The sequence below is a fragment of the Clostridium sp. 1001283B150225_161107_B6 genome, from assembly GCF_015556325.1.
In the GTDB taxonomy this organism is placed as follows: Bacteria; Bacillota; Clostridia; order Lachnospirales; family Lachnospiraceae; genus Enterocloster.
This window is the reverse complement of sequence record NZ_JADNMD010000003.1, coordinates 505692-526103: the sequence shown is the minus strand read 5'-3', so window position 1 is coordinate 526103 and position 20412 is coordinate 505692. Positions and strand designations below refer to the sequence as shown.

Genomic DNA, 20412 nt, shown 5'->3' with positions numbered 1-20412 from the left:
TGCGTTGGTAGCAGTCAACGCATTGGTATTCCTGTATCTGGAAGCCATCGGCTCCACTGAGGATGGGGTATTCATGGTAAGGCATGGGGCTGTATTTGCACCCTTTGTTATCCTTGGTGGAGAGTACTACAGGCTGTTTACTGCCATGTTCCTGCACTTTGGAGTCAGCCATCTGGCAAATAATATGCTGGTTCTGCTGGTGCTGGGCGAGAAGATGGAAAAGGCGCTTGGTCATATCAAATATTTGATATTTTATCTTGCCAGCGGTGTTGCTGCCAACGGCATCTCCCTGGCTGTCCAGGTACGGACAGGGGCGGCCAGTGTGTCTGCGGGAGCTTCAGGCGCAATCTTCGGTGTGGTAGGCGGTCTGGTCTATGTGATTGCCATTCATCATGGTCAGTTGGACGGACTAACCAACAGGCAGCTGGGTTTCATGGTTCTGCTGACGCTTTATCATGGGTTCACTTCAGCAGGGGTGGACAATGTGGCCCACATAGGAGGCCTGATTTCCGGCTTCATTTTAGGTATCCTGCTTTATCGGAGAAAACGTGCTGCCGGTATTTCCGGTATGGCTGGATAGAATGCAGGCTGTGTTAACCGCAGCGGAAGGAGGATTTTCAGAATGACAGATGACAATTGTATTTTTTGTAAAATAGCGGGCGGGGTGATTCCGTCAACCACTCTGTATGAGGATGAAGAGTTTCGCGTGATTCTGGATTTGGGACCGGCGTCCAGAGGACATGCCCTTATTCTTCCAAAACAGCATTTTGCAGATGTATGCGCACTGGATGGGGATACAGCCGCCAAGGTACTTCCTCTGGGTGCCAAGATTGGCTCTGCGATGAAGAAATCTCTTGGATGTGCGGGATTCAATCTGGTTCAGAATAATGGAGAAGCAGCCGGGCAGACTGTGTTCCATTTCCACATGCATGTGATTCCAAGATATGAAGGAGGTCCGGCCATGGTCAGTTGGGCTCCGGGAAAGGCTTCGCCGGAAGAATTGGCAGAGGTTGCGGATAAAATCAAAGGCTGTCTGTAATTGCAATGAAGATTGAGAAGATGGATTCAGAAGATAAGAAACTGTTTGAGGAAATGTATCTGGAATATGAGGTATACCTGAGAAGGATAGCTTATGTGAACGATATTCCTGTGGATTATATTGAGGATGTGGTACAGGATACATTTGTCTCATATGCCCGCTATAAATATTCCCTGGATATGGCCGAGGAAAGTAAAAGGGCGCTGCTGATACGTATTCTAAAAAGCCGGTGTATGGATTTCCACCGCAAGATGAAGTACAGGAGCTATGGGGAATTGGACGAAGAGGCATATAACAGTGAAGAGTATCCGGCTCACGATAAGGCTGCCAATCTGCCGGATTATGTAGTCAGCAAAGAGAGATGCGAGGCGATTATTAAGGAAATCGAGAGGATGCCTGAAAACTGGCGTCAGGTCGCGACGCTCAGATTGATAGAGGGACGGCCGACAAGGGAAGTATGCGCTATGTTGGATATTACAGAAAAGGCATGCTATTCCAGAGTCAGCCGTATCAGGAAGTACCTAGAAGAACTGCTAAAAAGAGATAATTGGCCCTAAGGTTATTTCACACATGATTCAATGAGAGATACAACTGTTTTAACAGCATTGTTCAGACTGCTTTGTTCCATGGCCTGAATATAGGTATTGCGGTTTAAATATAAATCGTTAATCGCATTAAACAAAGAGTCATCAGACAATGCTTCCTCTTCCAGAACCTTGCTGAATCCTTGTTTTGCAAAGGAATTGGCATTGAGAATCTGGTCTCCGCGGCTTGCCGCTGCTGACAGGGGGATGAGCAGGTTCGGTTTGCGCAGTGCCAGAAGTTCGCAGATGGAATTGGCTCCAGCCCTTGATATGACAAGGTCGGCTGCCGCAAACAGATGCTTTAGGGGAGCGTCAACGTATTCATACTGTACATATCCGTCTGTTCCAATCCGGTTCTCATCCAGATTGCCTTTGCCGCAGATATGTATTACCTGATAGCTGGGCAGAAGACGGGGAAGGATGTTGCGGACTGCTGTGTTAACGGCTACAGAGCCCAGACTTCCGCCTATGACAAGAAGTACTGGCTTGTGGGCGGACAGATGGGCATAAGTGAGCCCGGACAGCCGGTCGCCCTGGAGCAGTTCCTCACGGATAGGAGAGCCTGTAAGCACAGCTTTGTCAGATGGAAGGTACTTAAGGGTTTCCGGGAAATTACAGCAGACTTTGCAGGCGGAGGGAATGCATATTTTGTTGGCCAGGCCTGGCGTCATATCGGATTCATGTATGATGACAGGAATTTTGTAATGCTTGGCAGCAAGAACCACGGGAACTGCAACAAAGCCGCCCTTGGAAAAAACTACATCCGGTTTATGGCGTTTTAAGAGCCGTCTGGCCTCCGTGTAACCCTTGACAACGCGGAATGGGTCGGAAAAATTCTTGATATCAAAGTATCTGCGCAGCTTGCCAGAGGATATGCCATCATAGGGAATGCCTGCATTTTCAATCAGCTTGCGTTCCATACCCTGGTATGAACCGATATAGCGGATTTCGTAACCAGCCTCCTTCAGTGAAGGGAGCAGGGCCAGATTGGGGGTAACGTGTCCGGCAGTACCGCCGCCGGTTAAAATGATTTTTTTCATAAAAACCTCCTAAAGAATACGATATGCTGGGGAATCCGGCATTCATAAACGTCTACTATTATAGTAAGCATTAAACGCAAAAAGTCAACCCTAAAGGCAAAGGGAACTTTAGGAGATTTGGTAAACAGAGGTGTCACGTGGGAGATTATAAAAGAGCTTCAGAACAGGACAATTCTATGGACTGCCCGATTTGGGGAACGGATGATATATCAGATGAAGAACTGTTAAAAGAATTTGAAGCAGTCAAGCATATGGCCGTCCCCCTTCCCATTCCGTCCCCATCACCAGACGAATTTGAGAAAATCTGGACAAGGATACAGGAAGAAAGGGCTGAGTCAAAGAATGTACCGGAATCCAACCAACCAGAGCACCCTAAGGTTATCAGACCGAGGTTTGGCTGGAAGCGGTTGGCTGCGGTTGGTTTAATTGCCTGTCTTGTGGCAGGGAGTGGATGTATGGTGGCTATGGGGACGAAGTCGTATTTTTATCGGGAGAAGGAGTTGGGGGATGGACAGGGTATTTTTGTAAATGATTCATTTAAGGCTGAGGTCAATGGGGAGGATGAGGCTTATGAGGTTATTGGGGAGGAGCTGAATATCAAACCACTTAAATTGGGTTATATACCACCGGATATGGATTTTTTAGGTTTATATATAGAAAATGGAATAGCATATATGAAATTTAATTATAAGCAAGAAAATGTTTTTCTAATACAGTCAAAGTACGATAAGAAAGTTTCATATAACTATAAAGGTGATTCCCAATATAAATTAAATATTTATAATAAATGGATTGGAGAAAATTTAGATATCCATAGAGAAATGTTATCTAACGAAAAATTAAGATATGATACATCAGTAATATTAGATGGTTCATATTACTCTATTTCAGGTGTTATCGATGAATCAGCGTTTCTACAAATTGTGGAGAGATTAACATTTTAAAAAGGAGATGTACAAATGAAAAAGTATATAGTTACAATTTTGAGCAGTATTCTTATTTTGTCTATGACGACATTAACTGTTTATGCTAAACCATATAACCCAAATGACTATACCTCGGTTAATGAGGTTTCTGAATTATTACCAAAGTCTATACGACAAAGTAAGGTTTCTGAATTTGCTAAAGCAAGGGGCGATTTTTTTATGAGAGCTGATTTAGCAATTTCTGATGAAGGTAATGGGGATATTGGTGCAGTAGCTATTGGATTTTTAGCCATACCAGTAGATGAGGCATACATTACAGTTTATTTGGATAGATGGGATGAAACATCCGAACGCTGGAGACAGGTAACATATTATGACGCTGAATATTATGCAAAAGATTATCCTGAAGGATTGGATACCCCTACAGTAAACATTACATTTAAAGGTCAGGAAAAGGGTTATTATTATCGATTAAGAGGGGTATTCTCAGCTGTTTATAATGATAAATTTGAAGGTTTTAGCCCAGTTACAGCAGGAATTTTCATTGATTAGTAAGATACGAATTGTGATAAGTAATATACTAAAAAGGAAAGGAGAACTATATTTATTCTCCTTTCCTTTAACACTTTTACCGCCCTTTAAACTGCTTCAACGCCCTAGCCAACTGGTCCGGGCAAGACGTAGGTCTTGGCCCGCACTGGATTCCGTCCAGCCTGCGGATGGCCTCATCCACGTCCATGCCCTCGATGAGGCGGGACAGGCCCTGTGTATTGCCGGAGCAGCCGCCTATGAATTGGACATTGGTCAGTTTATTATCTTTCACTTCAAAGGATATCTCCCTGGAACAGACCCCTTGTGTTTTATATCTCATGTGTAGTGCCTCCTGTAATAAATTCATGTATATCCGATTATGCCTTATGCAAAAGATAATGTCAAGTGAGAACAAGCTTTGAACTTGAAAATCTGCGGGCTTCCTATATAATAGAAGAATAGTACAAGACAGAAGGAGGTAATTATGCTAGGAATTATTGGAGCCATGGACGAGGAAGTGGCTATGATTAAGGCGCAGTTGACAGATGTGCAGGTGGAGACAAGGGCTGCCATGGACTTTTATAAAGGAAAACTGGAGGGGAAGGAGGTAGTGGTGGTCCGCTCCGGCATCGGCAAGGTTAATGCAGCTATGTGTACTCAGATTCTGGCTGATATATACGGCGTAACGGGTGTGGTGAATACGGGAATTGCAGGTTCCCTGAAGGCTGAGATTGATATTGGGGACATAGTACTTTCCAGCGATGCGCTTCAGCATGACATGGATGCTACCGGATTTGGCTATGAGCCGGGACAGATACCCAGGGTAGAGACACTGGCCTTTAAGGCAGACGAGGGTCTTATACATCTGGCAGAGGGCTGCTGCGCCAGGGTAAATCCGGACATCCGCACCTTCGTGGGGCGCGTAGTGACCGGAGACCAGTTTGTCTCTGATAAAAACAAGAAAAAGTGGCTGGTAGATACGTTTGGAGGATATTGTACGGAAATGGAGGGGGCTGCCATTGCCCAGGCCTGCTATCTTAACTCTATCCCGTTCCTTATTGTGAGGGCCATCTCTGACAAGGCGGATGACAGCGCCACAGTGGATTATCCTGCTTTTGAAGCTAAGGCCATTGTCCACAGCGTAAATCTGCTTACTGAGCTTGTACGTTCCTTTTCTTAAATAAGGATTGATTGAAAATCAGATTGATATATAGCAGACACACATATAAAGATTCGCTAATAATTAGACCTCTGGATATGACGAAATTCAGAGGTCTGTTTTATAAGAGAGGGAGGTTGGTATGGGCAAGAAAAGGAAATGGATGATATTTGGAGGAACAGCAGTTGCTGTCATGGCAGCGTTTCTCTGCATTGCGGCCTTTTTCCTATATAAAGGGGTGACGCATTTCTTTGACAAGGAGACAGCGGCGGACCATTACCTGGAACAGATGGTGTCAGCGGCATCCCAGGGGGACCGGGAGGCCATGCGCTCCCTGTATTTGCCGGGAGCAGTGCCCGAAGAATATATGGAAAAAGAAATACAGGAAAATATGGATATATGGGGCGCAAGACAGATGGCCTCTTTTAAAAAGAGGGGATTAAATGTCCGGACCAGTACTGTAAAGGGTGTAAAGACCAAAACTGTGGAATGTACCTACAGGGTGAAGGCAGAGGACGGCCAGCTGTTTACAGCCGGCCTTAAGAGAATGGAGACATCGGACGGGAGCCGGGGAATCATCAGCTTTACCGTCAGGGACAGCGCATCCTTGGCGCCCCAGGGCACCCTGCGCACCATCGGTCATTGGAATGTATTTCAGTGGGGATTGTTCCTTCTGTCCCTGGCCATGATTTCCGCTACGATTATGACAGCCGTCATATGTTACAGGCAGAATCCGCGGTACAGGTGGGGATGGATTATATTGATACTCATAGCCTATCTCTCCATGGGGTTTTCTATCATACGTACGCCCGCCAGGCGGGAGTTTAAGGTCAACTGGGCGGCAGCTACGGTGAGGCTCAGCCGCTATGTCACATATGAAAACGGCAGCAGGGAGTTCCGCCTGTTTCTACCGGCAGGAATGGCTGTTTACTGGATTATGAAAAAACGGCTGGACCAGGAATCCAATCAGAAAGAGCATGGGGACCAGGAATCCGGCCGGGAAAAGCATGGAGAATGGGAATCCGGCCGGGAAAAGCATACGGATGCAGAAGGAAAATCCTGGCGTATACCTTAACTGTCTAAAGAAAAATCTCACCACTCAGAATCGTTTTTTAGGAGAATTTGGCGAACGATTCTAGGGACTCTCAACTTCCCAAATCAAAATCCGTTGCTATAATAGACTTTACCGGGAAACGCCTGACTGCAGGGGCGCTTCCCAAACCAGGCAGCGGCTGCAGCCAGCAGCCAGGGCCAAAACAATAATATTATATAGAAACGGGATGGAATCCGGGAAGAAAGGGGAGCTTTTACTATGATGAGCTTTTTACAAACAGGAAAGGCACTATACGTGCTGGCAGCAATCTGCCTGGCAGGGGTATTTACCAGGTTGATGGCAGGAAGCTTCTACAAACGATTAATTAAAGAAAGCACCAACATGGCATTGACTAAGAACAAATATCTGCGCGGTTTGAAACAGAATGCAGAGGATACATATCGTATGAATCAGGGAATGAACAACACACGTGTATATCTGGAACGCCAGATGTACAGCCTGCGGACCTTTGGGATGTCCGTCAAGGGACTGGACAACCTGTCGGGGCAGCTGACACTTCTCTGCTTCCTGGCAGGCGGCGGAGCAGCATTTCTCTCTTATTGGTTTAGAAGTGATAATTATTATATTGTATTGTACGGCACCACAGGCATCCTGGCCGGCATGTTCACCATGCTGGTGGATTACGGAGTAAACCTGGAATCCAGGAGACAGCAGCTTCTGACCTGCCTCCAGGACTATCTGGAAAATGTGATGTGGCCGCGAATGAACCGGGAAGGCGCAGCAGAGCATGTGCCGGCCGTTACAGCTGAGGAGGACCGCAGGGAACCGGCTAATCTGCGCTCCATAGGAAGAGACCGCCGTTCAAATAGTAATAATAGAAGGGGGCTGGAGCAGACTGCTGCCAGCAGGGAAAAACAGGAAGAGAAGTCAAAGGATAATTGGCTTCAGGATTTAAATCCGGAACAAAAAAGAATGTTGGGGGAATTGCTGAAAGAATTCATTTCCTAAATAGGCTGACGCCCAGGAATTTGCTTCCAGGGTCAGAAAGAAATGGTATTATAAGGGAAATTATGTTATAATTTAAGAGATAAGCGGCTTTACCGCAGCACTGATAGAATCATGGGCAGATGGTCCATGGACATAAGAAAAGGAGAGCGCGAGTTATGGGAAAGGAAGTTATGTTTGATTATTCCAAGGCAGCAGGATTCGTTTCTGCGGAAGAGATGGCCAACTTTAAGACCACAGTCATGAGTGCAAAGGAGACCTTGCTGAGCAAGACTGGCGCCGGTAATGATTTTCTGGGATGGATCGATTTGCCGGTAGATTATGATAAGGCCGAATTTGCAAGGATTAAGAAGGCGGCGGAAAAGATTCAGAATGATTCTGATGTCCTGCTGGTGGTAGGCATCGGCGGCTCCTATCTGGGGGCAAGGGCAGCCATTGAATTTCTGTCACACAGCTTTTATAATGTGTTACCCAAGAGCGTTCGCAAGACACCTGAGATTTATTTTGTAGGCAACAGCATCAGCAGTAAATATATCCGTGACTTAAAGCAGGTACTGGACGGCAAGGATTTCTCCGTCAACATCATTTCCAAGTCAGGCACTACCACAGAACCTGCAATTGCATTCCGTGTATTTAAGGAAATGCTCATTGAAAAATATGGCAGAGAAGAAGCCAACAAGCGCATCTACGCAACCACTGACAAGGCTAAAGGCGCCCTAAAGAACCTGGCAGACGAAGAAGGCTATGAAGAATTCGTTGTGCCGGATGATGTGGGCGGACGTTTCTCCGTATTGACGGCTGTAGGCCTTCTTCCGATTGCAGTGAGTGGAGCGGATATTGATAAGTTAATGGAGGGTGCTGCTTCAGGCAGGCAGAAAGCCCTGGAGACACCATATGAATCCAACGCAGCCCTTCAGTATGCAGCTGTGCGTAACATTCTCCACCGCAAGGGAAAGGCAGTTGAAATTGTGGCCAACTATGAGCCAAGCCTTCACTATGTGTCCGAGTGGTGGAAACAGCTCTATGGCGAGAGCGAGGGCAAGGACCAGAGGGGCATTTTCCCGGCGGCAGTGGATTTGACCACAGACCTTCACTCCATGGGACAGTTCATACAGGACGGAGCACGTATCATGTTTGAGACAGTTCTCAATGTTGAAGAATCTCCTGCCGAGATTCTTCTGAATAAAGAAGACGTGGATACCGACGGCATGAATTACCTGGCAGGGAAGAGTGTGGATTTTGTAAATAAGAGCGCCATGAACGGAACTATCCTGGCTCACACCGACGGCAATGTACCCAACCTGATGGTTAAGATTCCGGAGCAGAACGAGTTCTATCTGGGAGAGCTGTTCTACTTCTTCGAGTTTGCCTGCGGTGTCAGCGGATATATCCTGGGCGTGAATCCGTTTAACCAGCCGGGTGTGGAGAGCTACAAGAAGAACATGTTTGCATTGCTGGGTAAGCCTGGATATGAGGCTCAGAGAGAGGAACTGCTAAAGCGGCTGTAATGACGGTGCGGTTTCGGGATGACTGGCCGGTCATGCCATATGAATCTAAGTGAGATAAAAGCTTAACAGAGATACGGCATAGAGAAAAGGCCGTCCTGCTGATGGGGTGAGTCAGCAGGACGGCTTTTCGATTGCCCGGGCATCCTGTTTTAATTGCCGTATCACAAAGAACATGGTATACACTGCCATAAAGCCGGACACAGCGGGCGCAATCAATCCTATGACAAACAGGTTATCAGGGCAGTAGGTGTAGGCCAGCCATATGAGAGGCATTCTGAGGGCCAGGGCGCCGAAACAGCAGCTGACCATGGTAAAAACTGTTTTGGAACGGCCGTTCATAAAGCCGTTGAGACAGAATACAAAGGAAACAGCCAGGTAATCAATGCTGCAGGAATGAAAGAAGGGGATTCCGGCCTCTATGATGTGGGGATTGGTGTTAAAAAGTCCAATCATGGTCCGGGGGGACAGCTGGGCCCACAGGAAGAAGACAGAGGAGGCCAGCACCGCGAATCCAATGCCGGCGGCCAGGGATTTCCTTGCCCGCCCCGGTTTTCCGGCGCCGTAGTTCTGGGCTGTGATGGCAGCCAGGGCGCTGGCGATGGAGGTGGCGGGAAGCATGGCAAACACATCGTATTTGCTGGCAATGCCAACTGCTGCAGCTGCATTTACCCCCAGACGGTTGGTGACCGAAGTCAGATACAGAAAGGACAGCCGGACCATGCACTCCTGGGAAGAGATGGGGATGCCCACCATGGCCAGCTCCTTCAGCCTGTCCCTGTCAATGCGCAGGTTTTTAAGGGTAAAGGTAAATATGAACTTCTTCCTGTTAAGGTAGACAATGGAGCATATCATGCTGATGGATTGGGAGAGGACGGTTGCCAGGGCCGTGCCGGCCACGCCCAATCCCAGATACTTGACAAAAATAATATCGCCTGCAATGTTGAGCACACAGGACAGCGCCACAAAATACATGGGCCTGCGAGAGTCTCCGTACCCTCTTAATATGGCGCTGATGGCATTGTAGCCGCAGATGAAAAATATACCGCAGAAGCAGATGGTCACATACTGCCTGGCTTCATCCATGGAGGCGGCCGGCGTCTTTAAGGCTGCAAGTATGGTGTCCCTGAAAATCAGCATTCCAAAGGTCAGTGCCAATGCCACAACCGCAAATACGGACAGAGTGGTCCCGATGGTGCGGCAGGTCCTTTCATCATCCTTCATGCCGGTGTATTTTCCCACCAGTATGGTGCCGCCCAGGGTCAGGCCGGATACCATGCTGGTGATAATCTGGGTGACCTGGGTTCCGGTGGAAACAGCGGCCACGCTCTCCGGCGGGCAGTACCATCCGATGACCATCAGGTCCACAGCGCCGTAAAGGGCCTGTATCACATTGGCAACCAGAAATGGGACAGAGAACGCCAGCAGCACGTGAAATACATTTCCTTCTGTCAGCAGATTACTGTTTTTCATGTTGAACCTCTCCTCAATCTAACATTTGTTATGTATAAAAATAAACCCTCCAGTAACTAGAGGGTCAATAAGAAATGTCTAATTTTCTGATTTTCTTGAAAAAGGAATCTGTATTTCCGTCACATACCGGGACACATCATTGGTGAAGCCCGCGTCAATCAAGGTGATTTCCACGGAATCCCCGCAGCAGGAATAGCCCATCCGGTCCATGTATTCCAAAAGCAGTATATAGTGCTGGGACGCCTCCTGATGGGTGCCTGAAAAGCGGACGCTTATATAGTCCCCGGCCTGCAGATGCTGTTCCTCTCCCTGATAGTGGTCCTCCTTCTCGAGAAGTACAAAAATACCTGAAAATGATTCAAATCTCCGGGCCTTCAGATTAACGGATGACAGGGACACGCCTACCTTGCCCAGGAACATTGCAGGTTCCAGCGTATTGGCCCTTTCCAGCTCACGGAGGGGGAATTCCAGGTCCTCTCCCAGTTTAATATCCTTGCGCAGATATGCAATGGGCCTCTGTTCCAAATGAAGGATTCTGATTTGGCCGCATTGTGTGTCCATGGCATCCTCCAGGGCCTTCAGGCGGTATTCCAGCTTCTGTTCAATCTGTATCAGTTCACTGATTTTTGCCTGTGTTTCTTCCCTCTGTTCTTTGAGCAGTCCCAGCATAATATCCACATCCCTGTTTTCAAAAAACAATGAAATTTTCTTGAGAGATACGCCCAGGGCCCGGAGATATTTGATGGTATTCAGCCGTTCAAACTGTCGGGTGGAGTAATACCGGTATCCGGTTTCCGGGTCTGTTGTCTCCGGGCGCAGGATGCCGATTCCGTCATAATAGCGCAGGGTACGTATGTTGATGCCGAAGAGTTCGGCCATTTCTCCGATTGTAAATAGGTTTTTCATGATATCCCTCCGCTTGTGGTATAAAGTTGATACACACTGTATTTACAGATGTCTTAAGGCCGCCGTATACCGTGCTTTTTCATGCGTCTCCACAGGGTTGTCCGGTTAATGCCGAGCTTCTCAGCAGTCAGGGTCTGATTATAATTTGATTCTTCTAACATCCGAATCAGGAATTCACGCTCCCCATCCTGGTAAAAAGGCGGAATGGGCGTGTCCGCGGACTGGAATTTTGCCGGCAGCTCTTCGGGATGCAGCGCCTCCCGCATATCATCTGACGTTATTTCTTCTTTATCCATACATATAACAACCAGCCGTTCCGTGACATTTCTCAATTCGCGGATATTTCCGGGGAAATGGTAATCAGACAGCATCTGTATGGCTGCTGTGGCCACATGGGGGATGATTCTGCCCAATTGCCGGTAATACAGATTTAAATAATGGAGGAAAAGTATCTTGGTATCGCCGCAGCGCCTGCGCAAAGGAGGCAGGAACAGCTTCAATACATTCAGGCGGTATAAAAGGTCCTGGCGGAACCGCCCCTGCTCTGTTATGTGGCTCAGGCTGTGATTGGTGGCGGCAATGATACGTACATCCACGGAAATCACCCGGTCCCCGCCCACCCTCCGGACCTCATGCTCCTGGAGGACGCGGAGCAGTTTGCCCTGGATGCTGAGGGGGATTTCGGAAATTTCATCCAGGAACAGGGTTCCCTTGTGGGCCAGCTCAAAGAGGCCGGTTTTACCGCCCTTGGCTGTACCGGTAAATGCACCCTCCACATATCCGAACAGTTCGCTTTCCAGCAGGTTTTCCGGCAGTGCGGCGCAGTTGACTGCCACAAATGGACCGTTGCAGCGGGTGCTGGCATTATGTATGCTTTGCGCAAACAATTCCTTTCCGGTGCCGGTTTCCCCCTCTATAAGGATATTTGAGGAGACAGAAGCGAACTTTTTCGCTTTTTCGATTACATAATCTATTTCCGGGCTTTCATGGATAATATCATCAAAGTGGTAATGGGCGTTAAGCCCTTTATCAGTCATCTTCTTACGTATCTGGATTTCCACCTGCTGAATCTGTGTTACATCCTGGAAGGTTACCACGATACCGGTTAAGCGGCTGTTGATAATGACAGGATGGATGGTGGCGTTGATTGTGTAGTTTTTCCACCGTATGAGCTGGTTGGGAAGCTCTGTTCCCGAATTTATCACAGCAGAAACCGGCTCTGAGAGGAAGGGGAAGGCGGACTGCAGGGAAAGACCCTGGAGCTTCTTCTTTGGCCCTGTGTACATCTTCAGGGCAGCGGGGTTGCATATTTTTATGGTCTGCTGTGTATCCACATATAATACCCCATCCATGGCTGTCTGGGTAATGGTGGTGAACATGGCCGAGCGTTCCCGTTCCATACGGACCACATCCACGGTACGCACAGCCTCGTCCAGGGCCCTGGTAACGGCCTCATTGCCCGTGCGTATGGTGACGGATGGAAGTCCCCTCTGGGAACAGATTAAATTGACGGAATATCCGCCTATGAAGGCAGTATAGCCGTCAGCCACAGCCTGGTCAATTGCTTTGGTAATGTCATCCGTGGATTCGGAATGGTAGCTTTTAATATCACAGTTTACAAAGCTGCCCAGTTCATCCGCCTCCGCAAGGGCGGTATAATTTCCAATAAATGCCACTTTCTTGGGTGAATAAAGAGTGATACACTCATTGAGAGCCCGAATCAAATCATAGGCCGTTATGGGAAGTTCTATGATAGGGAGTTCCGGGGTCATCCTGCGCAGGCCGCAGGCCGTGTAGCCGCGGGCTATAATGACATCGCTGTGGGCGTTAAATGAAAATGTTTCAAGCTCATCGGCCGTGCGCATCTCGATTCTTTTTCTCAGCCTTGCCCGGAGGGGGTGATTCTGGAAAATTTTGTTGACCCTTTCCTCCAATTCCGGATAGGGGATAATAAAAATGATATTTATCAGCATAAAGTACCTCCTGGATGATGCAACGCACGCAACGTTGCTTCAATACTACAACACTGTTGCGAAAAACACAAGAAGGATTTGAAAAATAATTTTCTTTAATCAGTCACAATTTAATGGCAGCTTATGGCTATTTGCAGTGAATTGTGTAATTATATATATGTTGGCATGTGATTTGCTAGTTATATAAGTATCCAAGAAAGGCCCTAACCGGCTCTGTATAAAATCATAGGAGGAATGACAATGAAAAAAAGAACAGTAAAGGTTTTAGCAATGGCTATGGCATCCCTGTTTGTTTTGAGCGCATGCTCCGGGACAGCCAGTAACCAGACAAGTACGGGGGAGGCAGCAGGTGCAGCCGGCACAGCCGATACAACTGCCTCCGCATCGGCAGGCCAGTCCACGGCAGGACAGTCCACGGCAGGCAATCATTTTACGTATGTGATAGGTACGGAGCCCCTTACCATGGATACCCATCTCATGAGTGATGCAAATACCGGCCGTGTATCTGTGCAGATACATGAGAACCTGGTGAAACGGGATTTGGAAGGCAATTTCCAGCCGGTACTGGCAACGGAATGGTCCCCAAATGAGGATGCAACCGAGTGGACCTTTAAGTTAAGGGAGGGAGTTACGTTCCATGACGGCGAACCCTTTAATGCCGAGGCAGTGAAATACAATATTGAGCGTCTTAAGGACCCTGCAACAGGCTCACCCAAGTCTTCCCTGGTGAATATGATTACGGATTTTGAAATTGTCAATGACCACGAAATTAAATTTATCCTGGACCAGCCCTGCGCGGTAATTCCGGCCATGGTCAGTACATACAGTACGGGCATGATGAGTCCGAAGGCCCTGGAGGAGTATGGGAAGGATTACAGCACCCATGCAGCGGGCACCGGTCCCCTTAAACTGAAGGAGTGGATTCCAGGCACTTCCATGTCCCTGGAGAAAAATGAAACCTATTGGGGGACCCCGGCAACGGCAGAAACCATTGATATAAAGATAATTGCCGAGGATTCTGCAAGGGCAATGATGCTTAAGACAGGTGATGCAGATGTTGCAGCTAACATTCCAAGTGTTTTAGTGGATGAGCTTCAGAGCGACCCCAATGTTGAGGTGGAGATGGTTCCCGGTTACCGCACCATTTATCTGGGACTTAATTTCCAGGATGAGAAGCTTGCAAATCTGAAGGTCCGCGAGGCAATTGACTATGCAATTGACCGCGACGCCATCATCAATGGCATTTTAGGGGGATATGTGACCTTCCCGTCTACCGGAGTTATCTCATCTTCAATCCAGAATGCAAAACCGGGAATTGGAGACGATTATAAATACGACCCTGAAAAGGCAAAACAGTTATTGGCAGAGGCCGGTTATCCGGACGGATTTACCACAAAGATTAATACTCCTGAAGGCAGGTATGCAATGGACCGCCAGGTTGCAGAAGCCATCCAGGCCATGCTGTCACAGGTAGGCATTACAGCAGAGGTTAATGTTCTGGACTGGGGCGCTTATACGGAAGCAGCAGCTGCCGGAGATACGGAAATCTTCCTGTTAGGAAAGGGATGCGCAACCGGAGATTTGGCCCAGGACCTTATGTATAATTACAGGTCAGGGGAGCTTCAGAACTATACATTCTACTCCAACCCTGAATATGACAAGGTATGCGAGGAGCAGCAGCGTACGGCAGATGAGTCCGCCCGCAAGGAACTGCTGTATAAGATGCAGGACATCATCCATGAGGACCGGGCGTCCGTCATCCTGTATTATGAGAACCAGACATTCGGCACAAGGGCAGACGTATCAGGACTGGTTATCTATCCGAATGAGACAATTGAACTGGCATATCTGAACAGAAAGTAATGTGATAAAAACAGGATATAGAACAATGTAATCTGTAAATGCAATATAAAAAAATGGTTCCCTCCCCCGGATGTATCCCGGGGAGGGAAGTTAAGAAAGGAACAGGGCGGTCAATGGCAAAATATATTTTTAAACGAATGTTGTCTTTGATTCCAGTGCTTATTGTAGTCTCCCTTTTAGTATTTCTGATGGTACATATGATGCCCGGCGACCCGGCCCGGCTAATAGCAGGTGAGCAGGCTACAACGGAGGACGTGGAGCGGATTCGGGTGGCGTATGGATATGATAAGCCTCTGTACGTACAGTATTTTAAATATGTTGGAGGTATTCTCCAGGGGAATTTTGGCACATCTACAAGAACCGGCCGGCCTGTGGCAGAAGAGCTGGCAGTACGTTATCCAAATACTCTTTTATTGGCAGCCACATCCACAATTGTGGCAATCATAGGCGGTGTAGGGATTGGCCTGCTGTCAGCCGTGAAACGGTTTTCCATATGGGATAATCTATGTATGTTCCTGGCCCTGATAGGCCTTTCCACACCGGCATTTTATCTGGGTCTGATGCTGATGCTGGTTGTCTGTGTCAAGCTTCAATGGCTTCCTATTACACCCCAGTCCACTGCGCTGAGCCTGATTTTGCCTACGGTGACTCTTTCGTCCAGAAGTCTGGCGACCATTGCCCGTATGACCCGCTCCAGTACCCTGGAAATATTGGGTCAGGATTACATCCAGACCGCCAGGGCCCAGGGATTCAGCAAAAGAAAGGTCATATTCGGATGTGCGTTAAAGAATGCCATGAATGCCATTGTGACGGTTGCCGGACTTCAGTTTGGCCTTTTGATTGGCGGAGCCGTCATTACAGAGAAGGTATTCGGATGGCCGGGCCTGGGAGATTTAATCGTGACGTCAATCAAGGCAAGGGACTTTCAGGTGGTGCAGTCAGCCATCCTGGTTATTGCCGCATCGTTTGTGATTGTTAATTTGATTGTAGACCTTCTGTATGCAGTCATCAATCCAAGAATCAAATTGTCCTGATGGGAGGGAGACGAATGCCGGAGAAGACAGAGAATCCAGCAGCTGAAGGCGCTTTGCAGGCGGATATCAAGATTTCCAAATCGTATCAGATTAAGCGCTTCTGGCATAATTTTAAAAAGAGAAAAATCGCTGTTTTAGGCCTGGTGATTGTACTGCTGTATGTGGCTATAGCAATTGCCGCGCCTTGGATTGCTCCTTATGACCCGGAGGAGGCTAACTTCAGCATCATGCTGAAAGCCCCGGGGACCATAGAAGGGCATCTGCTTGGAACGGATGAGCTGGGACGTGATATCCTGAGCCGTCTTGTTTATGGGGCCAGAATTTCAATTGGCATCGGCGTTACGGTGGTTCTGGCTGCATTTTTTATTGGGGTGCCCCTGGGTATCGTGTCAGGCTACTATGGAGGAAAGATGGATTTCATGCTGATGCGTATCATGGATGTGCTGATGGCATTTCCGCAGCTGCTCCTGTGTATTTTGTTCGTGGCAGTGCTGGGGGCCAATCTTACCAATGCGGTCATGGCTGTATCAATCTATACAGTGCCGAATTTTGCGCGCATGGCCCGAAGCGAGACACTGGCGATTAAGAATGGGGAATATATCGAGGCAGCCAAAGCCCTGGGCGCCAACAATTTCCGGATTATCGTATCACATATCCTGCCCAACATTATGTCGCCGTTAATTGTTCTGGCTACTTTGAATTTCGGAAATGCGGTATTAACTACATCCGGAATGGGATTTTTAGGAATCGGCGCCCAGCCGCCCACACCGGAGTGGGGAGCAATGCTGTCCAGCGGACGCCAGTATCTGTTGGTGGCCCCCCATGTGACCAGTATCATTGGTCTGGCAATCCTTTTCCTGGTATTGGGACTGAACCTGTTTGGCGACGGCTTAAGGGATATTTTAGACCCTAAGCTTAAGAGTGACTGATAAAACAGACAATGAATGTGAGGCATTGGAATGAAAGAGATTTTCGATTACATAGAACAGCATAAGGAAGCGTATTTAGAGGAATTATTTACATTTTTGCGGTGTAAGAGCATAAGCACCAGGGATGAGGGAGTGGAGGAATGCGCAGAGCTTCTTGCCGGAATCATGGAGAAAAGCGGTATCAGGGCTTCCATTTTTCCCACGGACAGGCATCCCATTGTATATGGAGAGCGCATGGAAGATGCATCCCTTCCCACCATGCTGGTATATGGCCACTATGATGTGCAGCCGCCGGAACCTCTGGAGGAGTGGAAGAGCGACCCGTTTGAACCGGATATACGGGATGGGAAGATATTCTGCAGAGGTGTATCAGACGATAAGTCACAGCTTTTCACCCATATTAAAGCTGCCCAGGCATGGGCAGAGGTGAAGGGAAAGCTTCCTGTCAATGTAAAGTACCTTTTTGAGGGTGAGGAAGAAATCGGAAGCCCTGATTTGCTGACCTTTGTGGAAAGCCATAAAGAACTGTTGAAATGTGATGTATGTTTCTATTCGGACAGCCACTATCATGAAAGCGGCAGGCCGCAGATTAACTTAGGTGTAAAGGGTCTTTGCTATGCGGAGATTACATTGAGGGAAGCCGAGACAGACCTGCATTCCATGATGGCGACCTGTATACAGAATCCTGCATGGAGGATGGTAAAGCTTCTGAATACAATGCGGGATGCAGAGGGCAATATCACCATTGATGGGTTTTATGATGATGTAAGGCCGCTGAGCCAGCTGGAAATAGATGCAGTATCTAAGATTCCGTCAGATGAAGAGGTCTTAAAGAAACAATATGGAGTGGACCATTTTATAAAGGGAAGGAAGTCAGATAATTTCTATTATAATCTTATATTTGAACCTACCTGCAATATTGCAGGATTATCATCTGGTTTTACCGGAAATGGGTCCAAGACCGTGCTGCCAAGGGAAGCGGTTGTAAAGATTGACATGCGCCTGGTTCCGGGACAGACTCCGGAAAAGATATATAGGACACTGCGCCGTCATCTGGATAACCATGGGTTTAAGGATGCAGAGCTTAAGCATTATGGGATGGTTACCCCGTCAAGGACGCCGGTGGACCATCCGTATGTGGAAGTGGCAGCCCAGGCCCTGCGGGACGGGTTTGAGGAAGAACCCATTATTTTCCCCGGAATTGGGGGAGTGGCTCCGGATTTTGTGTTCACCGGCCATCTGGGAGTTCCCAGTATTGTGATTCCCTATGCCGCGGCAGACCAAAAGAACCATGCACCCAATGAAAGTATGGTTTTGAGCGGATTTTTCAAGGGAATCCGTACATCGGCAGCATTGCCGTATTATCTGGCAAAAAAGAGGCAGGCATGAGCCTGAAAGATTTGTGCGGCTGTCCGTGATTGGCAGTACAGCCGCTGAAAGGGGAAAAGGATATGAGCGAGAACCTGCTTGAAATAAAAGATTTAAGCATTGAATTCCGCACATATGACGGAGTGGTGAAGGCAATCAACCACATGTCATTTGATGTGCCCAGGGGAAAGACCGTGGGACTTGTGGGGGAGACAGGGGCAGGTAAGACCACCACGGCCCTGTCTGTCATGGGATTGGTGCCAAATCCGCCCGGGGTCATCACATCTGGCTCCATCCTGTTTGAGGGCACGGATTTGCTGAAGCTGAATGAGTCGGCCATGTGCCAGTACCGGGGAAAGAAAATAGGAATGATATTCCAGAACCCCATGACATCCCTAAATCCGGTTTACACGGTAGGGCACCAGATTAGCGATGTCATCAAGCAGCATCAGGATGTAGACCAGAAGGAGGCCTGGAAAAGGGCCGGCGATATGCTGGAAATCGTGGGGATTCCCAGGGAGCGCCTTACAAACTATCCTCATGAGTTTTCCGGAGGTATGAAGCAGAGGGTGTGCATTGCCATGGGACTGTCCTGCAATCCCCAGCTTCTCATTGCAGATGAGCCCACCACTGCGCTGGATGTGACTATCCAGGCCCAGATTCTGGAATTGATGAAGGGCCTGAAGGAGAAATATAAGACTTCTACCATATTTATTACCCATGCCCTGGGGGTTGTGGCGGAAATTGCAGACTATGTGGTAGTTGTTTATGCAGGGTGTGTGATTGAGAAGGGAACCATACAGGAAGTGTTTGAACAGCCGTCCCATCCATATACACAGGGACTGTTCGGATGTCTCCCTGATATTGAGTCGGAGGAGTCCGCCATGCTTCACGTAATCAGGGGGTCCATGCCCGACCCCATGGAATTGCCTGCGGGATGTAAATTTTGTCCGAGATGCGACAAGGCCATGGATATATGCAGGACAACAGAGCCGGAGGACATGTCCATCGGCGGGGAGCACACTGTAAAATGTCATTTATACAGAAAGGAAGAACAGTATGAGTGATACGATTTTAGAGGTTCACAACTTGAAGAAGTACTTTAAGGTGCCTGCAGGTACGCTCCATGCAGTGGATAATGTGAGTTTCCATATAGATAAGGGGGAGACGTTAGGACTTGTAGGGGAAAGCGGGTGCGGAAAATCCACGGTAGGCCGGGTGGTCCTGCGTCTGATTCCGCATACGGACGGCCAGGTCATATACCAGGGGGAGGATATTCTTTCCTATGATAACAGGAAGATGCAGGGATTGAGAAAGAAAATGCAGATTATATTTCAGGACCCCTATTCCTGTCTGGACCCCAGAAAGACCATCGGACAAATCATTGCAGAGCCGCTGCGTATACATAAGACATATCCGGCCGGGGAGATTAATGACAGGGTACTGGATTTGATGGCAAAGGGCGGTGTCAGCAGAAAATTATTTAACAGCTATCCCCATGAACTGGACGGAGGACGGCGCCAGAGGGTGGGTATCATAAGGGCGCTGGCCCTGAATCCGGAATTCATCATATGTGACGAACCGGTGTCATCCCTGGATGTATCCATACAGGCCCAGATACTTAACCTGCTCCAGGAACTTCAGAGCACAATGGGGCTGACCTATCTGTTCATTTCCCATGACCTGAGTGTGGTTCGCCATATCAGCAACCGGATATTAGTAATGTATCTGGGACAGATGGTGGAAATATGCGATTCCAGGGAGCTCTTTAAGAATCCCGTGCATCCTTATACTAAGGCGTTGCTTTCCGCGGTCCCCATTGCCAAGTATGGCTATAAGAGGGAACGGATTCTGTTGGAGGGGGATGTGCCCAGCCCAATTAATCCCAAGCCTGGCTGCAAATTCGCCAACCGCTGTCTGATGTGCCAGGATATCTGCAGGCGGGAAGAGCCGCCTGTGTATACGGTGTCGCCCGGACATCAGGTATGCTGCCACATGGCGGAGCATTAAAACAGGCCGGATA

Annotated in this window: 20 protein-coding genes; 15 read left to right on the top strand and 5 right to left on the bottom strand. The window is 48.2% G+C overall.

Features of this window, described 5'->3' with window-relative positions; translation table 11 throughout:
* Positions 1–4 precede the first annotated feature (4 nt).
* From I2H39_RS10915 to I2H39_RS10905, 3 genes are read left to right on the top strand one after another with little or no spacing between them, the layout of a single operon-like run.
* Entirely contained in the window at positions 5–580 is a 576-nt protein-coding gene (locus I2H39_RS10915; protein ID WP_330640700.1) for a rhomboid family intramembrane serine protease, read from the top strand.
* Positions 581–622: 42 nt separating this feature from the next.
* Entirely contained in the window at positions 623–1039 is a 417-nt protein-coding gene (locus I2H39_RS10910; protein ID WP_138310763.1) for an HIT family protein, read from the top strand.
* A 5-nt stretch (positions 1040–1044) separates the two neighbouring features.
* Positions 1045–1596: an RNA polymerase sigma factor gene (locus I2H39_RS10905; protein ID WP_138310762.1), complete on the top strand. Its 552-nt coding sequence runs from the start codon at positions 1045–1047 to the stop codon at positions 1594–1596.
* Between the two features lie 2 nt (positions 1597–1598).
* Here the strand turns inward: I2H39_RS10905 and I2H39_RS10900 are convergent, their stop codons facing one another.
* The gene (locus tag I2H39_RS10900; protein ID WP_138310761.1) at positions 1599–2663 is read right to left on the bottom strand and encodes an undecaprenyldiphospho-muramoylpentapeptide beta-N-acetylglucosaminyltransferase; all 1065 of its coding nucleotides are present in this window, start codon (positions 2661–2663) and stop codon (positions 1599–1601) included.
* Positions 2664–2800: 137 nt separating this feature from the next.
* On the opposite strand from I2H39_RS10900, the gene I2H39_RS10895 reads away from it, so the two are divergent.
* Together I2H39_RS10895 and I2H39_RS10890 are read left to right on the top strand one after the other, a co-directional pair.
* On the top strand, positions 2801–3607 hold the full coding sequence (locus I2H39_RS10895; RefSeq protein ID WP_330640702.1) for a hypothetical protein: 807 nt from the start codon (positions 2801–2803) through the stop codon (positions 3605–3607).
* A gap of 15 nt (positions 3608–3622) precedes the next feature.
* The gene (locus I2H39_RS10890; RefSeq protein WP_138310760.1) at positions 3623–4141 is read left to right on the top strand and encodes a hypothetical protein; all 519 of its coding nucleotides are present in this window, start codon (positions 3623–3625) and stop codon (positions 4139–4141) included.
* A 76-nt stretch (positions 4142–4217) separates the two neighbouring features.
* On the opposite strand, the gene I2H39_RS10885 is transcribed toward I2H39_RS10890, so the two are convergent.
* On the bottom strand, positions 4218–4460 hold the full coding sequence (locus I2H39_RS10885) for a TIGR03905 family TSCPD domain-containing protein (RefSeq protein ID WP_138310759.1): 243 nt from the start codon (positions 4458–4460) through the stop codon (positions 4218–4220).
* Positions 4461–4604: 144 nt separating this feature from the next.
* Here I2H39_RS10885 and I2H39_RS10880 point away from each other — a divergent pair, with 144 nt between their 5' ends.
* The 4 genes from I2H39_RS10880 to I2H39_RS10865 all read left to right on the top strand — a co-directional run bounded on the left by I2H39_RS10880 (position 4605) and on the right by I2H39_RS10865 (position 8846).
* Positions 4605–5300, top strand: coding sequence for a 5'-methylthioadenosine/adenosylhomocysteine nucleosidase (locus tag I2H39_RS10880; protein ID WP_138310758.1), 696 nt, complete (start codon positions 4605–4607; stop codon positions 5298–5300).
* Between the two features lie 121 nt (positions 5301–5421).
* A complete protein-coding gene (locus I2H39_RS10875) occupies positions 5422–6354 on the top strand; it encodes a hypothetical protein (RefSeq protein WP_227147104.1) in 933 nt (310 codons plus the stop codon).
* Positions 6355–6591: 237 nt separating this feature from the next.
* On the top strand, positions 6592–7341 hold the full coding sequence (locus tag I2H39_RS10870; protein WP_138310757.1) for a hypothetical protein: 750 nt from the start codon (positions 6592–6594) through the stop codon (positions 7339–7341).
* A gap of 155 nt (positions 7342–7496) precedes the next feature.
* Positions 7497–8846 (top strand): glucose-6-phosphate isomerase, encoded by a 1350-nt coding sequence (locus I2H39_RS10865; RefSeq protein ID WP_138310756.1) that lies wholly within the window; start codon positions 7497–7499, stop codon positions 8844–8846.
* 111 nt (positions 8847–8957) lie between these two features.
* On the opposite strand, the gene I2H39_RS10860 is transcribed toward I2H39_RS10865, so the two are convergent.
* The 3 genes from I2H39_RS10860 to I2H39_RS10850 form a co-directional block, all read right to left on the bottom strand.
* Positions 8958–10316 carry an MATE family efflux transporter gene (locus I2H39_RS10860; protein WP_195626443.1) on the bottom strand — a complete coding sequence of 453 codons (1359 nt, stop codon included), beginning with the start codon at positions 10314–10316 and terminating at the stop codon, positions 8958–8960.
* Between the two features lie 78 nt (positions 10317–10394).
* Positions 10395–11222 (bottom strand): MerR family transcriptional regulator, encoded by an 828-nt coding sequence (locus I2H39_RS10855; protein WP_195626442.1) that lies wholly within the window; start codon positions 11220–11222, stop codon positions 10395–10397.
* 53 nt (positions 11223–11275) lie between these two features.
* A complete protein-coding gene (locus I2H39_RS10850; RefSeq protein WP_195626441.1) occupies positions 11276–13195 on the bottom strand; it encodes a sigma 54-interacting transcriptional regulator in 1920 nt (639 codons plus the stop codon).
* 240 nt (positions 13196–13435) lie between these two features.
* Between I2H39_RS10850 and I2H39_RS10845 the strand changes: the two genes are divergently transcribed.
* The 6 genes from I2H39_RS10845 (at position 13436) to I2H39_RS10820 (ending at position 20399) form a co-directional block, all read left to right on the top strand.
* A complete protein-coding gene (locus I2H39_RS10845; RefSeq protein WP_195626440.1) occupies positions 13436–15058 on the top strand; it encodes a glutathione ABC transporter substrate-binding protein in 1623 nt (540 codons plus the stop codon).
* Positions 15059–15171: 113 nt separating this feature from the next.
* Positions 15172–16092 (top strand): ABC transporter permease, encoded by a 921-nt coding sequence (locus I2H39_RS10840; protein ID WP_138310751.1) that lies wholly within the window; start codon positions 15172–15174, stop codon positions 16090–16092.
* Between the two features lie 14 nt (positions 16093–16106).
* Positions 16107–17021, top strand: a complete 915-nt coding sequence (locus I2H39_RS10835) for an ABC transporter permease (RefSeq protein ID WP_138310750.1) — start codon at positions 16107–16109, stop codon at positions 17019–17021.
* Between the two features lie 30 nt (positions 17022–17051).
* On the top strand, positions 17052–18410 hold the full coding sequence (locus I2H39_RS10830) for a M20/M25/M40 family metallo-hydrolase (RefSeq protein ID WP_195626439.1): 1359 nt from the start codon (positions 17052–17054) through the stop codon (positions 18408–18410).
* A 29-nt stretch (positions 18411–18439) separates the two neighbouring features.
* Entirely contained in the window at positions 18440–19456 is a 1017-nt protein-coding gene (locus tag I2H39_RS10825; RefSeq protein ID WP_275892399.1) for an ABC transporter ATP-binding protein, read from the top strand.
* Positions 19449–20399, top strand: a complete 951-nt coding sequence (locus I2H39_RS10820) for an oligopeptide/dipeptide ABC transporter ATP-binding protein (protein ID WP_138310747.1) — start codon at positions 19449–19451, stop codon at positions 20397–20399. The genes I2H39_RS10825 and I2H39_RS10820 overlap by 8 nt, the downstream gene beginning before the upstream one ends.
* The last annotated feature ends 13 nt before the right edge of the window (positions 20400–20412 follow it).

What these genes read in the sequence shown, in the direction of transcription:
- I2H39_RS10910 (WP_138310763.1), top strand. Translation starts at nt 623, where the DNA reads ATGACAGATGACAATTGTATTTTTTGTAAAATAGCGGGCGGGGTGATT.
- I2H39_RS10905 (WP_138310762.1), top strand. Translation starts at nt 1,045, where the DNA reads ATGAAGATTGAGAAGATGGATTCAGAAGATAAGAAACTGTTTGAGGAA.
- I2H39_RS10900 (WP_138310761.1), bottom strand. Translation starts at nt 2,663, where the DNA reads ATGAAAAAAATCATTTTAACCGGCGGCGGTACTGCCGGACACGTTACC.
- I2H39_RS10890 (WP_138310760.1), top strand. Translation starts at nt 3,623, where the DNA reads ATGAAAAAGTATATAGTTACAATTTTGAGCAGTATTCTTATTTTGTCT.
- I2H39_RS10885 (WP_138310759.1), bottom strand. Translation starts at nt 4,460, where the DNA reads ATGAGATATAAAACACAAGGGGTCTGTTCCAGGGAGATATCCTTTGAA.
- I2H39_RS10880 (WP_138310758.1), top strand. Translation starts at nt 4,605, where the DNA reads ATGCTAGGAATTATTGGAGCCATGGACGAGGAAGTGGCTATGATTAAG.
- I2H39_RS10875 (WP_227147104.1), top strand. Translation starts at nt 5,422, where the DNA reads ATGGGCAAGAAAAGGAAATGGATGATATTTGGAGGAACAGCAGTTGCT.
- I2H39_RS10870 (WP_138310757.1), top strand. Translation starts at nt 6,592, where the DNA reads ATGATGAGCTTTTTACAAACAGGAAAGGCACTATACGTGCTGGCAGCA.
- I2H39_RS10865 (WP_138310756.1), top strand. Translation starts at nt 7,497, where the DNA reads ATGGGAAAGGAAGTTATGTTTGATTATTCCAAGGCAGCAGGATTCGTT.
- I2H39_RS10860 (WP_195626443.1), bottom strand. Translation starts at nt 10,316, where the DNA reads ATGAAAAACAGTAATCTGCTGACAGAAGGAAATGTATTTCACGTGCTG.
- I2H39_RS10855 (WP_195626442.1), bottom strand. Translation starts at nt 11,222, where the DNA reads ATGAAAAACCTATTTACAATCGGAGAAATGGCCGAACTCTTCGGCATC.
- I2H39_RS10850 (WP_195626441.1), bottom strand. Translation starts at nt 13,195, where the DNA reads ATGCTGATAAATATCATTTTTATTATCCCCTATCCGGAATTGGAGGAA.
- I2H39_RS10845 (WP_195626440.1), top strand. Translation starts at nt 13,436, where the DNA reads ATGAAAAAAAGAACAGTAAAGGTTTTAGCAATGGCTATGGCATCCCTG.
- I2H39_RS10840 (WP_138310751.1), top strand. Translation starts at nt 15,172, where the DNA reads ATGGCAAAATATATTTTTAAACGAATGTTGTCTTTGATTCCAGTGCTT.
- I2H39_RS10835 (WP_138310750.1), top strand. Translation starts at nt 16,107, where the DNA reads ATGCCGGAGAAGACAGAGAATCCAGCAGCTGAAGGCGCTTTGCAGGCG.
- I2H39_RS10830 (WP_195626439.1), top strand. Translation starts at nt 17,052, where the DNA reads ATGAAAGAGATTTTCGATTACATAGAACAGCATAAGGAAGCGTATTTA.
- I2H39_RS10820 (WP_138310747.1), top strand. Translation starts at nt 19,449, where the DNA reads ATGAGTGATACGATTTTAGAGGTTCACAACTTGAAGAAGTACTTTAAG.